The organism is Treponema sp. OMZ 790, assembly GCF_024181285.1.
In the GTDB taxonomy this organism is placed as follows: Bacteria; Spirochaetota; Spirochaetia; order Treponematales; family Treponemataceae; genus Treponema_B.
Window position 1 is genome coordinate 2173500 of sequence record NZ_CP051201.1, and the last position, 15355, is coordinate 2188854.

Consider the following 15355-nt stretch of genomic DNA (forward strand, 5'->3'; position numbering starts at 1 on the left):
ATTAGTCTACGATTTCAAGCGAAAAACGCTTTCCCGACTTTCCTGCACTTGCGCTCAGCAAGGTTCTGATCGACTTTGCGATTCTTCCCTGCTTTCCGATTACCTTGCCGATGTCGCCGGAGGCTACTTTAAGCTCGATGACAGTTCCCTTTTCGTTTTCACTTTCCGATACCGTTACGGCGGAAGGATCGTCAACAAGGGATTTGGCAATGTATTCTATTAAATCTTTTTGCATTTTGTTTTCCTTTTCACTTCTTCAAGTGATTTTACACTTATAGAGTGAATTCTTTTTTGTTAAGTAAGCGTCTAACCGTGTCGGTTGGCTGTGCGCCTTTTCCCAACCAGTTTCTAACCTTATCGGCATCAAAAGAAATCTGTTTTTCTGCCGTTTCGATCGGATGATAAATGCCAACTTCATCGATGGTTTTGCCGTTTCTGGGCTCTCTGGCATCCTGAACAACAATTCGATAATAAGGGCGTTTTTTAGTTCCGAGTCTTTTAAGTCTGATCTTTACCACATAAACCTCCCGGGATTAACCCAAAATTTCAATATAAACCCCGTACTTTAATGAAAACAGGGGTAAGAACGCATAATACTATAAAGAAAAGAATTAGTCAATAGGGAATTCCGCGGATTATGCTACTTCCTGATATCCACCAAATCGGCCCCGTCTATCATGGTTTCGGTAAATTTTCCCATATTTTGCATTGTGAAAACGGCCCCTTCAAGCATCTTAAATAGAAGGGGACAGCCGCTTCCTTCGCCAAGCCTCATTTTCATGCCGAGCACAGGCTCAAGACCAAGCTCTGCCGTGCATATTTTAGCCCCTTTTTCTTCCGATTTATGAGAAGCAAAAAGGTAATCCCTTACAAGAGGATTTAAGCTTACGGCGCAGAGGGCTGCAAGGCTGGAAATATAACCGTCGATTACGGCAGGAAGTCCGCGGGAAGCAAGACCTATGTAGCAGCCGCACATTGCCGCGATATCGAAGCCTCCGACCTTCGAAATACAGTCTACCGCATCCCCTTTTTTGGGAGCATTTATTTCGATAGCTTTCTTTACGGTCTTAATCTTCAGCTCATACATCGCCTGTGTTGTAGAAGCTCCGCGCCCGACAGTCAGTTCAGGGTCTGCCCCGCAAAGGCCTGCAAGCACAGCAGCCGTTGTTGTGGTATTGCAAATTCCGAGTTCTCCTATTCCGGCAATATCGAAGCCCTCATCTGCTATTTTAAAGGCAGCCTCTATTCCGGTTTCAATCATACGGATGCAGTCTTCCCTGCTCATCGCAGGGCCTTGGGCTATATTTTCTGTACCGCATTTTATCTTTTTGTTGATAACATCTTTCCGTTCACTCGTTTTTATCATCCCGACATCGTAAACCCTGATATCACTTCCTGCCCATTTTGAAACGGCCCCTAAGCCCGTCTTCCCGGAGTGCATAATCTCGGCAAGCAGAAAGGTGGTAATCTGGGGCTGGGAGGTAATTTTTTCCGCATAGACCCCGTTATCGGCACAAAAAACAGCCGTTATTTTTTTATCGATTTTTAGCTTGTCAAGGCCCTTGATTTTTGCAAGCCTGACCGTCATCTCTTCAAGCTCTCCCAAAGAGCCCGGCGGATGAGCAAGACTGTCCCAAAACAGCTTAGCCTTCTTCCCCTCTTCTTCCGAAACGGGTTTAATCGAACTCAGCGTGTTTTCTAAAATATTCATAAAAGTACCTCTAAGTAAGTTTTTAAGCCGATTTAATTTTTATTGACAAAAACGAGTAATTATACAACTCTGCTTATAAAAGAATCTTAAACCGATTTTGCATAAGAATACATTCTTATCGTTTCAAATTCCTTAAAATGTTTATTTTCTTCTTCAAGATCATAAAGATTCTGAAGATTAAGCCAAAATTCCGCTGTCGTTCCAAAAAACTTTGAAAATCTGATTGCCGTATCAGCCGTAATAGAGCGCTTACCATGAATAATTTCTGAAATTCGCGTTTGCGGAATATTTATTGCTTTTGCTAAACTATATGCAGTAATATCCATTGGTTCTAAAAATTCTTCCTTTAAAATTTCTCCCGGATGAATATTCAGTAATTTATCATTAATGATAGTCTTGAATTCCGACATTATTCTATAATAACGCAAAACGGAAGTATTTGTCAAGATTTTATATAAACAATCTTGTTCGTTTCATTTAAATATTGTTTCATCTATGATAATTTTTATATATCGTTTTAAAAGCAATTATCAATATGGAAGCTAAAACATACCCAAAATCAAATGGAACCATGAAGCACCCATACGTAAATATAAACACACTAGGTATCATAAAAATTCCCGCATAATATTTGACTGAAACCAGGCCTAAAATAACATTTACTATGTAGATAATACAACCGATAACAAATAGTATTTTTTGTAATGCAATAAAATCTTTCAATAAAATTTTTAAGTTATCATAAATTGTGATAGAAATAATTATACCAGTAAAAAAACTTAAAATAAAAAATCCATAAGGTTTTATTAACTCTTTAATGAGCATAATAACTGCATTACCTTCAGTAACAGATACAAAAATCATTAACATAACTATATTTTGAAAAAAAATATATCCAATAAGTAAAATTCTAATAGGAACATAAAAAAATTTTCTCTCCATAAAAACGACCTCAACAACCATATCTCCACTATAATTTTTAATTCGAAAAAATATTATACTTCTTTTTCACATTTTCATAACTATCAGGTAAATATAGTTTCCGATGCTTGAATTAACAATATCAAATATTTCAGATCAAGATGCCATGTTATACAGTAACACAGCCCCATCTTCCTGTCAAGAACTTATAATTTATAAAAAATAGATTCTAAAAATTCTTTTATCAAAAAAACAACTATATAATATGAAATTATATTTGTTACTGCTAGATGATTTAAAGTACATGACCATATTCTAATTCCAAGTATAATAAAAATTTACTCATCAAAATAACATCATTTTCTTTATCATAAGATATATTTTTTGCTTACATAACTAAGAGATAACAACAAAAAAATATTTTTGACTGCCTATTTATTATTCTAAGTAACTTTTATATCGTGCATATTTGTATTTTAAATGCAATAGTTTGAGGTGTCAAGTTGATTTTTAGGAATTTTGGTTATAAAACGCGATAAAGCTGTACAAGATCTTTTTTATTTTTTGTTATAATTTCAGTATCTAAAATTTGAAATCCGCTTTTTATATAAAAATTTATTACCTTTTCTATTTTTTCGCATTCAATAAAAACAATTTTTCCGCTGGTCAAATTTAAAATATTTTTTACTTGCTTTAAAACAATATCCATTAAATCAGAACCATTAATTGATTTTGATTTTTTATTGAAATTTTTACTAAACTGAGCAATAAGAATCGCAGGTATTTTATAAGAATTAGAATCTTTATCATAATATCCAAAACGGCTAATAATTTTTATTTCTGACTTTGATAGAACCTCTTTTTTCAAAGTTAACATCTTTGTAGCTAATGTAAAATATCGCATCCTTTTTTTGAAGAAACCACAAGATAGGTAGATGAGGTATTAAGTTTTGTTGATTGGACTGCTTTTTCTTTCAAGAATTCTTCAACATCTTTATTTGTTGAAGAAAACACATCCGACATAGATTTAAAAAAAATCTCCCCACCTTCTGTTGCTAATAGATCAAATAATCTAATAATTTCAAAACTATTTTCTTTTTGCATTTATCAGTTCTATTAGGCGCTCTTGAGAAAGTGTTACAATATTGATGTCTTTTAACGGCCTTTGGTTTTCTTGTTCTGAAAATAATTTTACAAAATTACCGGCTTCTTTTTTTGTTTTTATAACAAAAGATTTTGCCAAACTTGATGTAGCCATCTCTCACCTCCATACTATTTAATTATACTATATTTGAATAAGAAATTAAAGTCTCTTGGGACTTTCTTGTCCGCAAAAATTAAAAACACCTCTACCCCAACAATCCTTTAATTTCTTCCGGAGTCAGAGGGCGGTGTTTGCCGGGGGGGAGATCTGATAGGTGTACGCAGCCTATTCTGACGCGTGTAAGTTTTTTTATTTTGATATTAAAGAATTTTAAGACGCGGCGGATTTCGCGGTTTTTGCCTTCAATCAAAACTATGCGCATCTTGTTTTTGGCTAGGCGCTCAGCCGAAAGGGCCTTATAAAAAACACCTTCGATGCGCACTCCCCTTAAAAATTTTTGGAGAACCTCATCGGGGTATTCAAAGACTGTTATCACTTCATATTCTTTTTCGATTTCGGAAGAAGGGTGCTCAACCCTTGCAGAAAAATCTCCGTCGTTCGTAAAGATGATGGCGCCTCCCGAAAGCATATCCAAGCGGCCGATATTGTAAAGCCTTTCGGTATAGGTATCCTTTAAGAGGGAGGCCGCGATGGGTCTATCCTTCTCATCGGCAAGGGAACAAACATAGCCTTCAGGCTTGTTCAATAGAATATATCTTTTTTCGACCTCAGGGAAAATTTGTTTTCCGTCAAAGCAGATTTTTTCATTACCGGAAACCTTTGTGCCGAGCTCCGTTACGGTTTTGCCGTCTACAGTTACCCTTCCGTTTAGGATGAGGTTTTCCGAGGCTCGACGCGAAGCTACTCCGCAGCGGGCTAAATAAACTTGAAGTCTTATTTCTTCCATAAAATTAAAATACTTTACCGGGCAAGCTCGAATCTTTCGCTTTCGGTTTCATCCAGTTTCGGAAGGTCTGCAATACTGTTAAGTCTGAATACTTTTAAAAATTCTTTTGTGGTACCGAACATTGAGGGCTTGCCGGGAACATCTTTTTTGCCGACCTCTTTTATAAGGTCTTTTTCAACAAGGAGGCGGATCATGTTGTCTGCAGAAACTCCGCGGATAGCTTCGATTTCGGCCCTTGTTACAGGCTGTGAATAGGCGATTATAGAAAGAGTTTCCATGGCGGCACGGGAAAGGCGGCCTTCATTTTTTTTGCCGTAGCGGTCTTTTAAGTGTTCCCACAATTCTTTTTTGGGCATTATAACCCAGCCGCCCATCATCTTGGCAAGCTCGATTCCGCTTTGAGGCGCAGCATAGGCTTCCTGCAAGGCCTTGATTGCATCGTTTACGATTTCGGGCGAGAGGCCTGATATTTTACAAAGAGCCTCATCGGTTAAGGGGTCGCCCTCCAGATAAAGAATGGCTTCAATCAATGAGATTTCTTTTTCCAAATTATAATTCTGAACCATTATCCTGCTCCCAAGCTCGTATCTTTATATCGCCGAACATTCTGTTTTGCCAAATACTTGCCATCTTAAATTTAACGGCTTCCAAAATAGCCATAAATGCACAAACCACATCCATTAAATTTCCCTTACGCACAATCAAGTCGGTAAACATGCATTCACCCTTTGTTTCCAAAAACTCATTCATCAATGCAATCTTTTCGTTTACCGAAACTTCTTCATAAAGGTCCAAGATGTGTTCGGCCTTATAATTGGACATGAGCTGAGAAAAGGTCTTTAAAAGATCCCAAGTATCTACGCGCTCCCAAAGTTCTTCTTCACCGAAGGGCAGAGCGTGCTGAATTTTTTTTCTTTCAAAAAACCATTCCGCCTCACTTTCTTTTTCTTCCATGAGCTCCGAAAGCTTTTTATATTTTTGATACTCTATGAGCTTATCGACCAGCTCGGAACGCGGATCTTCGATGTCTTCATCATCAACGGAAACTTCAACCGGCAAAAGCATTCTGCTTTTTATATAAATTAGGGTTGCTGCCATCGAATAAAAATCGACAAGATTATCCAAATCGGGTGCAATTGCATAATCCAAATATTCCAGATATTGCTCCGTAATTTCGGCAATCGGAATATCGTAAATGTTTACCTCATTTTTATTTATCAAAAACAAAAGAAGGTCTAAAGGTCCTTCAAAGTTTTGTACCTTAAATTCGGTGTTGGAATAATTCTCTTCATGTGCGTCCATCTGACTTAAAGCTTGTGTACTCATAATGCCGGCTCCTATAAAAATTCCTATCTTATTGTTCGGCATTTTAAAAAAAAACTTAAAAAAGACTGTCGTCTGCCGGAAGACCTACAACCTCAGATTTTTTCGGTTTTGAAACAGCAGGTTTTTCTTCAAAACCATCTTCCGCTTCATCCTTCTTTCCCTTCAAAGCATCTTCTCTTGAGTCTTCTTCTTTTTTAAGAGCTTCTACTGCCTTTTCTTGTGCTTCCTTTTGTTCCTTTGTTTTTTCTACAAAGCTTGAAACAAAGGGTCTGCCCGGGAAAAGTTTTTCTCTCAATTCTTTTTCAATCTTTTTAGTTATCTCTATATTATCTTCCAAGAATTTAACGGCATTGGGCCTTCCCTGCCCGATCTTATCGTCTCCGTAAGAATACCAAGAACCGCTCTTTCCGATTATCTCTTGTTTTACGGCAGAATCCAAAAGGCTTCCATAGGGACAAACCCCCTTGCCGAAAAGGATTTCCATTTCGACTTTTCTAAAAGGAGGAGCAACCTTGTTTTTTACAACCTTTACGCGGATCTTATTTCCCCATGCTTCATCTTCTCCCTTGCCGAGAGTTTCAATCTTTCGTACATCCAATCGGACGGATGCATAAAATTTAAGAGCATTTCCTCCGGTAGTGGTTTCGGGGCTTCCGAACATAACGCCTATCTTCATTCGGATTTGGTTGATAAAGATTATCATACAGTTGGACTTGCCGATAATGGCGGTGAGCTTTCGCAAGGCTTGACTCATCAATCGGGCTTGTAAGCCCATGTGAGAATCTCCCATTTCTCCGGCGATTTCTGCCTGAGGCGTTAGGGCAGCTACGGAGTCAATTACGATTATATCGACGGCACCTGAGCGGACAAGGCTTTCGGCTATTTCGAGAGCTTGTTCTCCCGTATCGGGCTGAGATACCCAAAGTTCATCAATGTTTACACCCAAGGCCTTAGCATATTGGGGATCGAGGGCATGCTCGGCGTCGATAAAGGCGGCTATGCCTCCCTGCTTTTGCGCCTCGGCGACGGCATGAAGAGCTATAGTAGTCTTACCCGAAGATTCGGGGCCGAATATTTCGATAATTCTGCCGCGAGGATAACCGCCGATACCGAGAGCCTCATCCAAGAGGATACTTCCTGAAGGAATTGTCTCTATGTTTCCGATAGCGGAATTATTACCTAACTTCATCAAGGAACCCTGCCCGAATTGTTTTTCAATTTGAAGACGGGCGGCCTCCAGAGCCTTTAACTTATCGTCCGGACTTGTAACCGCCGGTGTTTCAGTCTTTACTTTTGCCACAATACTCTCCTATAAAAAATTTTTGAAGCAAATATCAATTTGCGAAAAAAGTTTTTTCAAGTAGTTTTGCTTTTGCAAAACTACATACAATAATGCAATGTTTTGTGCAAAGCACAAAACTCGAAGATAAACAGTGAGGCTGAATTTCTGCCGAACTGTTTATCGAATCTCCTATAAAAAATTTTCTCATTCTACTAATATTATATAAATTAAAAAGCTTTTTTATCCTTTTTTTTAAAAAAAATAAAAAAGTTTTGATTTTTTATTATACCCATTCCAAATCTTGAAACCTAAGCTCTCCCTTATAAGATGAAAAAAACATAATGATAGTCAAAAGTATTAAAATACCGCCATTAATTCCAAAGTCTTTTAAGAAACTTGCTTTTACTTCAGAATCTTCAAAAATTAAAGGGCCGATTTCTTTAAAAGCTTCTGAAAAAGATATATTGAACTCTGCCTTAAGAATATCATAAAAACGCCAAGCATATTCCAAATAAGTTCCTGCAATCAAAGCCGCAGTTAAAATTACAAACATACAGACAAAAGCCTTTATTGTTAATTTTCCTGCTAACTTTTTATAAACATTTGATGCTCCGACCGATAACAATGCAGGAACCATCCAAACATAATAACCGGCTCGGCCTACTAAGGTATATAAAATTACACCGCAAATTGCAACTCCAATTACGCCTAAAATTCCTAACAAAAAATTTTCACTCTTTTCTTTGTCGGCTTCTTTTTTAATTTTCAAGTCCATACCCAGATCATGGAATTCGTTTTCAGTTAAAAATAAATATTCGAGACCCAATCTTGCAAGCCTTATAGAGCCGTCGTCTTTACCGTTAGCAAAGCCTCCGCTTTGATAACCATTTTCCTTCAAAATAGGAAGGATAATACTTATAATTCTGTCAAAGAACTCTTTATTCTTTTCGTTTTCTTTTGATGTAGTCAGAGCAGTAAGCATCTTATAGTTGATAATGATTCTAGCCTTTTCAACTTTAAATTTTGCCCGCTTTAAACCGTTGAGAGGTTCCAATAAACGAGTCAAAGCGGTTTCATCTCCATCTTTATAAGCTCCCAAAGAAAGCTTACATTCTCCCGTATGTAACTCTGACGTGAAGATACAATAAAGCCCTTGGTGCCTGCCGTAATATACATTCCTATGTCTTTTAAATCCGTATACTTCTTCAAAAAAAGAAAATTTTTTCATATTATATCTCCAAACTTTTTTATTTTAAACTCTTTCTTCCAGTTTTTTCATTGCCTTTTTCGGCCAATCCGAATCTTTGAGCAGTGCACGGCCGACACCGATTAGATCGGTTTTTCCTTCTTGCAAAATTTTTTCGGCAGCTTCGGGAGTCACAATACCTCCGGTAAGAATTACGGGCACATCTACTTTTTCTTTTACGGCCTGAGTTATACGTCTGAACCAGCCTTCTTCTTCAAGCTCGGGGTTTGTATAACCGCAAAAACCGCCCGAGATATCCAATAAATCGACACCGGCCTTTTTAAAAAGAAGGCAGGCTTGAACTGAATCTTCAAGAGAACTGCCTCCGGAAACATAATCGCAGGCCCCCAAGCGGACAGCAATTAAAAAATCGGGACCGGTTATTTTACGGATCGATTCTATAATTTCTATATGAAGTCTTGTTCTGCCTTCAATAGAATTACCGTTATACTTATCTGTGCGTTTATTCATAATGGGCGAAAAAAACTGGTTTAGTAAATAGCCGTGAGCCGAATGTATTTCGACACCGTCAAAGCCGGCTTCCTTTGCTCGCCTTGCAGCCTGAACAAAATCGTTTACAGCCTTATCGATATCATTTTGAGTCATCTCTTTAGGCAATTCATAGTTCGAATTTTTACGAGGAATTTTAACACAGCTGGAACTTAAAGCATCGTATCCTGTGATTTCATGCCTTGCGGCAGCACCTGCATGAGAAATCTGAGCGATAACCTTTGCTCCGTTTTTATGCAAAACATCTCCAAGTTTTTTAAAACCTTCAATTGTAGAATCATCTGCGATAGAAAGCTGCCCTACACTAGCCTTTCCTTCCGGGCTTACATAACTGTGTTCAGTTATTACAAGTCCCACATAGGAACCTTTAGTTTTTTCATCATAATAATCACAAAGCGCTTGGCTGACAAGGCCTCCTTCATCAGCCTTTTCGGAAGCCATAGGAGGCATCACCAACTTGGTATTAAGTTCTATATTCTTAATTTTAAAACTTGAAAACAATAAAGACATATTACAACCTCCTTACGATAATTTGCATTCCGTATTTTACCATAAATTACAAAGAATTGTAAGACCTATTCGGAACGCTGATAAACAAGACCGATAATCAAAAAAATAAGAGCCGCTACAGGTACACTGAAAACTATAAGCGATACATATCTCGGGGTCAAACAAACAAAAAATGCAATTTGAAGTTTAAAAATATATCTGAGAGTTTCCATCAATGTATAGGCCAGAAATGGACTTAGAGGATAAAATAAAAAAAGCCTTTTATTTAGTCTTCTGCCCGGCGATACTCTAAACCCCCATGCCAGTATAAGAACCAATAAAGAAACAATCAACAATAATAAGGGCTGAGTCAATCGGTATAAAATTTCACTCAAATAAGCTTCTTTTTTTAGACCGTACTTTTCCGCTATCAAACTAAAATAATACAAATCGGATATCTTCATAATTGAAGGTCCGCTCACAGATTTTTCAATCAAAATAAAATCGGCCATAGTCATTGGAAGCAAAATATTATGAAGATTTTCCTTTGGGATTTCACCTGTTAAAATTTTAGGCAATATATTTTTTCCTTCAGAATACCTGTCAACCGAGCAAATTTGGAGCATCAGTTTATGTTTGCCTTCACTGTCGGCGGAATCTATGAGTTTTGCATACGGAATCATGATTGACCATTTTTCGGTATCTGACATTCCTAAACGTGTATACACCGTATTCATAAGATATATTTCATTGCGGCTTGTTGAGCTTCCGTAAGAAATACCGTGTATTTTTATTTTTGCATATTCATGAGTATGTTCGGCAACCGTAAAATTTATATCTCCCTTAATTACAAAATTAGGAATATTTTTAAGTTCGTCGGTAAAAAAAACATATTTTTCAAGCTCAATCCTCGAAAGATTTAAAAGATGCTCAACTTCAGGGTCTCTTTGATCCGAATTCAATTTTTTAATGGAAGAATCTATCTGCAAAAAAGAATAATAAGCTTTTAGATAATCTCCTCTTTGCAAAGCATCATAGGCGGCTTTTTTATTTTTATATATTTCAATCAAGGGAGCATCAATATATGAAGCAAGACCTTTTTCAACTTCGGCCCAAGAACGGGCGGCAAGATTTTCAGCATCGGCTTTTAAAGGATTTCCATCCTCAAAAGTTTGAAAAGCAAGTTTTGCGTAATAATGGGCTGTATAAAAATCGAATGACAGAGCCGCTCTTTCCGCTCTTTTTAAAGCAGCTTCAGCAGTCATGTTACTTATTTCATCTGAACCGGACATATTCTTTTTTAACATCGAATCGGATTTGTCAAGGGAAACTTGCTCATTCGCTATTCTAATTTTTTCATTTAATTTCATGGTTTCTTCAGACCACGGCCATATTCTCAAAGCTCTTTCAATATGATCGCTTGCCTGAGCATAATCGTTTCTGCCGTAAGCCTCTTTTGCAAGCTCAGTGTATTCTCCGTATGTAAGGGTTTGAGAAACAGCTCTGGCTTGATGTTCCATCAAAATAGGTTTAACCACTTCAGTCAATACAACATAGAATGATAAAACCGCTAAAGAAAAAATAAAAAAATGCTGAACAAACCTTATCATTGCGGAAGAACGCCGCTCTATTTTAACGGGGCCGAATTTTCCGAAAATAATCGGATAAGCAAAGGTTAAAGCACAAATATAAATAAAAGGAAAATAGAAAATAAACAATAATAGGGATTCACGAATTTTCCATGAGAATAAAAACACGGGAAGCAAAGTTTCTTTTGACTGCAAAAAAAACACATAAACAAAACATCCCAATAGACCTATTAAAAGGTGAATAAATAAATAAGAAAAAAATCTTGAAATTTTATGCATCTATTTCCCCCTCGATAAAACTGCCTAAATTATCGGGAATGAACGTATTAAACTCTTCCTTCTTCGCTTTTATCTTTTTAGGTTTAATGGGTTTAACCCCCTTAACTTTGGGCATCTTTATTTTTTTCTTTTTACTTTTTTTAGGCATCTTCTTTGACCGTCTTACAGAAAGCAATATTGCAGTATAAATGTAAAATACTAAAGATGTAAGACAAAACAAAATAGGGCGTATCCAAAAATTTGGGATTTCAAAAGGAAGAAAATCTTCTATACTTAAAATAAAATCTTCAGTTCTTATATAACTGTAGGCGTATAAAATTAAAACCAGTAAAAACGGCAAAAGTGTAAAATTAACTATTTTCCATTCCGTGATTGTGGTAAAAACCCAAAGAGAAAATATCAGCAAAAAAATTGATCCGGAAAAAATAAGATAGGATGTATACGATACTTTATACTGCTCATATATATCATAGACAAAAGGCTTTAAAAGGCTGCCTGACGCTTTGATAAAGGCAGGCTGTTCTATAAAAGTCTCTAAATGCTTATCATCAATTAACGTCTTTTCTTTTGAGTTAAAAGCTTCATTTATTTTTTGACCTTGGGAATATATAAAAGGAATAACTAAAGCAAAAAATAATATAAACGATATAATCAAAGACAAAAATGATAGGCCGTACTTTTCGGGATGTCTCATCATAAAAACATAGACCGAAAATATAGCGATAATACAGGCTAAGGGCAATATCAGATATAGGCAGTGTAAAAAAGCATACAAAAACAAGCCCTCCGCCCTTCCGGACATCATAAACTGCCACATTCCGACTGACAGAGAGAAGGCTAAAACAGCTAAAATAAAATTCGAGACAAATACTACAGGTACAAGCAGCCAATTTTTCATATAAGACTTATTTTATCATAAAATTGCCGATATAACAAGGTGCAAGTAACTCAAATACAAAAATGCAGAAAAACTTTCCGTTAAGTTAACAGCCTCAGCGGTTTTTCTTTTTTATTATTTTTTTTACTCCGGTTTTTTCTGCAGAAGGCTTTTTTAAATCGGCAGCTTTTTTCGCCTTAGCTTTCGCCTTCTCTTTTCTGTTTTTTTCGATAAATTCTATACACTTATCAAGGCCCTGTAAAAAGGGGCGCATTTCATCTTCAAAAACTACAACTGCATGGCGGTCAAAGCCAAGGCCTTCCGAAGCCTTGCTTTCCACTACCTGTAAAAAAACATCGCCTTTTGTATTTTCTTTAACATTAAAAAAATAGGTTCGGTTTTCTGCCGAAACCTGAGTCGTAAAAAGTTCACCTCTAATTCCCATAATAATTCTCCAATAAAAATGTTTTGCAGCTTATGCACCGAGATCGGCACGTCTTACCATTTCACCCTGCCACTCGACCAAATATTTTTCATCTTCGATCGAGAAACCTTTTATATCCGCCATTATTCTGAATACAGGTTCGGTACCGGAACCTCTCATCCATATAAATCCTACGGCTTCATTATTTGAATTATAAAACTGGATCTTAAGTCCGCCTCTTCCCGAAACGGAAAAATCCTGCAAATCTTCAATTCGTTTCGTTCCATTGTTTGAAAAACTGCGGTAACTTACAATACCGAATTTTTCTTTAAGTTCATCCTTTCTTTTAAGCCATTCTTCTTCAAATATTTTTTGATACTGCCTTTTTAAAATACCATGATCTTGTGTGCCGATTTTTAAAAGAGCTCTTTGTTCCCCGGTAGGAGTTGTATTATACTGCGGAAGAGTTTTTAAAATATCAGTCAATGTAAAGTCGGGCCTATATTTATCCATTTGTTTTGATTTTTCGCACCAAATATGAAACAAGCCTTTTTTGATAAATTCCGTTTTTATCAAAAGTAATTTTAAAATTGCAAAAATAGTATTTAACGGGTCTCTTACCTTAGCAGGATGAGTTATGTTTCCGCCATTTGAACCCTCACCTAAAATGCGGACATTATATTTTTTTTCGCGCAATTCGGCAGCCAAATTAACAACGTTGGCCTCGCCTACTTCAGCTCTAAAAACTTCAACACCTAAACAAGCTGCCGCTTCTTCAACTCGTAAAGAGGTCGGACCGTTCACGGCAACAGCAGTTTTTTTTGTTCCCGTTTTAGAATAATAGGAATCCGTCAATTCTGCAATTACGGAAAGAGTAAACACTTCTTGCGCTTCAAGCGGAACGGCTTTGTTAAGTTCGTCATTCCAGTAAATTATATTTCCTCTGTCGCCGTCACAATCGGGCATGTAACCCAAAAAGCAATTTTTATCTAAGGGGCTTGCATTGGGATCCAAATGAAGATACTCCATTTTTTTTGCACAAAAATCTAAGTTAGCACCTTCAGGTAATATTCCGTGTAAAATATTTCCCGGTTCTTCATTTATGCCTATCAGCTCGATTTCATGATCTTTAAAAAACTGTCTATCGATAGAAGCTGCCCGAGCACTTCCGTTAAAATCTGCAACAATCACAAGAGGACGTCCTTCTTTTTTTGCGGCAATACCGGCTTTTTTTATTTTATCAAAAAAAACATTCTGCACTTTGGGATCGGCAGAGTTCGCAATTACAGCCTTAGAATAATTATAGTATGCATTTAAAGCTTCTTTTTTTATATATACTGTCTGCATTTTTATTTCTTGCAATTTATTCGAATTAAAATCATGCAAGATCTTCAGCGCCTCGTTTTCAGCATCCTCGGCTTTAATTCTTTCTTTAAACATGTTAATTAAAATTTTAGCTTGTTCACCGTCAAGAACTCCCCCGGAGTTCAATCCGAATTTAATACCGTTATGGCCTATCGGATTATGGCTTGCAGAAATATAAATAAATGCAGCATTGACCGATTTTGAATAAGCCATTATCTCGGGAGCAGCAGTACATCCTGCAACTTTTAATTCGTAAGAAGAGGAAAGAACAGCTTTAATAAAAACCTCTTCTATAGCCGGACCTGTAGGCCGGGTATCCCGCCCGATTACTATAGTTTTTATTTCAGGGAAATTTTTATTTAAAAATTCGGTAAAAGCTAAGGCAGCATGGCATAACAATATTACGTCTTCATATTTTATTTCGGAAGTTTTATCTTCTTCTTTTCCCGATTCGGCAAAGACCTTCCGCCAGCCTGAAGCCGACAATATCATCTTTGATATTTCGTTATTTATATCGATGTTATGATCTTTATCTGTCAATTCCCAATACCTCTTTACTTTCAGCCCGAAAAATTTATTAACCTATTTTTTCTCTTAATATTATTGTATCAACTTGTTCAATTTGTTGAAAATCCATAGTCATCTTAGAAATATTAAGCTTCTTAGGAACATTTATAAAAAGAACTACCTTGGAATGCTCTTTGGAGGATTTTGATGAGCGGACATTCGTCGATACAATGGAGGCCGAATATTCAGCCAAAACGTTTATAATATCCGTCATTGGAGGTGTACTTCCATGAAAATATATTTCCAAGAATTTATTTTGCCTTACAGGGAAAATTTTAAGTTCAAGCCTGTTCACCAGAGAGAGGGTCAGTAATGAAATAGCAGTCATCACTATTCCCGCGGTATAAAGACCGCTTCCTATTGCCAAACCGATTCCTGCAATTACCCAAATTGATGCAGCCGTGGTAAGTCCCTTTACATTAGCCCCTATCTTCAAAATAGCTCCGGCACCCAAAAAACCCATACCCGAAACGACCTGAGCAGCTATACGTGCTGTATCGCCTTTTCCGCTGACTTGAGGAAGCCAGATGGATATTATCATCATACCGCAGGCACCCACACAGATCAAAATATGTGTACGCAGTCCTGCCACCTGCCGCTTACCTGAACGTTCCATACCTATACAACAACCGGCTAAAAAGCTCAAAAGTAAACGAATTATAATGACTTTGTCGGTTAAAGCTGCAGCATCCATAAAAAATCCTTATGACGGTTATTG

Annotated in this window: 19 protein-coding genes; all 19 read right to left on the reverse strand. The window is 36.9% G+C overall.

The features are described 5' to 3' along the window. Window position 1 precedes the first annotated feature (1 nt). The 19 genes from E4O01_RS10395 to E4O01_RS10485 all read right to left on the reverse strand — a co-directional run bounded on the left by E4O01_RS10395 (window position 2) and on the right by E4O01_RS10485 (window position 15331). A complete protein-coding gene (locus E4O01_RS10395) occupies window positions 2-235 on the reverse strand; it encodes a KH domain-containing protein (protein ID WP_253692123.1) in 234 nt (77 codons plus the stop codon). Between the two features lie 37 nt (window positions 236-272). Beyond that, window positions 273-518, reverse strand: a complete 246-nt coding sequence (gene rpsP / locus E4O01_RS10400) for a 30S ribosomal protein S16 (protein ID WP_010692354.1) — start codon at window positions 516-518, stop codon at window positions 273-275. 122 nt (window positions 519-640) lie between these two features. Next, on the reverse strand, window positions 641-1711 hold the full coding sequence (cobT, locus tag E4O01_RS10405) for a nicotinate-nucleotide--dimethylbenzimidazole phosphoribosyltransferase (RefSeq protein ID WP_253692124.1): 1071 nt from the start codon (window positions 1709-1711) through the stop codon (window positions 641-643). Window positions 1712-1797: 86 nt separating this feature from the next. Continuing rightward, a complete protein-coding gene (locus tag E4O01_RS10410) occupies window positions 1798-2121 on the reverse strand; it encodes a HigA family addiction module antitoxin (protein WP_253692125.1) in 324 nt (107 codons plus the stop codon). A gap of 79 nt (window positions 2122-2200) precedes the next feature. After that, window positions 2201-2653 (reverse strand): hypothetical protein, encoded by a 453-nt coding sequence (locus E4O01_RS10415; RefSeq protein WP_253692126.1) that lies wholly within the window; start codon window positions 2651-2653, stop codon window positions 2201-2203. Between the two features lie 502 nt (window positions 2654-3155). After that, window positions 3156-3500 (reverse strand): hypothetical protein, encoded by a 345-nt coding sequence (locus tag E4O01_RS10420; RefSeq protein ID WP_253692127.1) that lies wholly within the window; start codon window positions 3498-3500, stop codon window positions 3156-3158. Window positions 3501-3517: 17 nt separating this feature from the next. Continuing rightward, a complete protein-coding gene (locus E4O01_RS10425; protein ID WP_253692128.1) occupies window positions 3518-3655 on the reverse strand; it encodes a hypothetical protein in 138 nt (45 codons plus the stop codon). Between the two features lie 64 nt (window positions 3656-3719). Beyond that, window positions 3720-3890, reverse strand: a complete 171-nt coding sequence (locus tag E4O01_RS10430; RefSeq protein ID WP_253686939.1) for a hypothetical protein — start codon at window positions 3888-3890, stop codon at window positions 3720-3722. Window positions 3891-3981: 91 nt separating this feature from the next. Next, window positions 3982-4683: a pseudouridine synthase gene (locus tag E4O01_RS10435; RefSeq protein WP_253692129.1), complete on the reverse strand. Its 702-nt coding sequence runs from the start codon at window positions 4681-4683 to the stop codon at window positions 3982-3984. Between the two features lie 14 nt (window positions 4684-4697). Continuing rightward, window positions 4698-5249 carry an SMC-Scp complex subunit ScpB gene (gene scpB / locus E4O01_RS10440; protein WP_253692130.1) on the reverse strand — a complete coding sequence of 184 codons (552 nt, stop codon included), beginning with the start codon at window positions 5247-5249 and terminating at the stop codon, window positions 4698-4700. Further along, complete coding sequence (locus E4O01_RS10445; protein ID WP_253692131.1) at window positions 5233-6009, reverse strand: segregation and condensation protein A; 777 nt, start codon at window positions 6007-6009, stop codon at window positions 5233-5235. The genes scpB and E4O01_RS10445 overlap by 17 nt, the downstream gene beginning before the upstream one ends. A 55-nt stretch (window positions 6010-6064) precedes the next feature. Continuing rightward, window positions 6065-7309: a recombinase RecA gene (gene recA, locus E4O01_RS10450; protein ID WP_305879938.1), complete on the reverse strand. Its 1245-nt coding sequence runs from the start codon at window positions 7307-7309 to the stop codon at window positions 6065-6067. A gap of 265 nt (window positions 7310-7574) precedes the next feature. Next, on the reverse strand, window positions 7575-8519 hold the full coding sequence (locus E4O01_RS10455) for a hypothetical protein (RefSeq protein WP_253692132.1): 945 nt from the start codon (window positions 8517-8519) through the stop codon (window positions 7575-7577). Between the two features lie 24 nt (window positions 8520-8543). After that, a complete protein-coding gene (locus E4O01_RS10460; RefSeq protein WP_253692133.1) occupies window positions 8544-9557 on the reverse strand; it encodes an NADH:flavin oxidoreductase in 1014 nt (337 codons plus the stop codon). Window positions 9558-9622: 65 nt separating this feature from the next. After that, window positions 9623-11404 carry a hypothetical protein gene (locus tag E4O01_RS10465; RefSeq protein ID WP_253692134.1) on the reverse strand — a complete coding sequence of 594 codons (1782 nt, stop codon included), beginning with the start codon at window positions 11402-11404 and terminating at the stop codon, window positions 9623-9625. After that, the gene (locus E4O01_RS10470) at window positions 11397-12302 is read right to left on the reverse strand and encodes a hypothetical protein (RefSeq protein ID WP_253692135.1); all 906 of its coding nucleotides are present in this window, start codon (window positions 12300-12302) and stop codon (window positions 11397-11399) included. Before E4O01_RS10470 ends, E4O01_RS10465 begins: the two co-directional genes overlap by 8 nt. Before the next feature lie 94 nt (window positions 12303-12396). After that, complete coding sequence (locus tag E4O01_RS10475; protein WP_253692136.1) at window positions 12397-12726, reverse strand: PUR family DNA/RNA-binding protein; 330 nt, start codon at window positions 12724-12726, stop codon at window positions 12397-12399. A gap of 30 nt (window positions 12727-12756) precedes the next feature. Continuing rightward, window positions 12757-14562 (reverse strand): phosphoglucomutase, encoded by a 1806-nt coding sequence (locus E4O01_RS10480; RefSeq protein ID WP_371819653.1) that lies wholly within the window; start codon window positions 14560-14562, stop codon window positions 12757-12759. Window positions 14563-14647: 85 nt separating this feature from the next. Then, window positions 14648-15331: an MgtC/SapB family protein gene (locus E4O01_RS10485; RefSeq protein ID WP_253692138.1), complete on the reverse strand. Its 684-nt coding sequence runs from the start codon at window positions 15329-15331 to the stop codon at window positions 14648-14650. Between the last annotated feature and the right edge of the window lie 24 nt (window positions 15332-15355).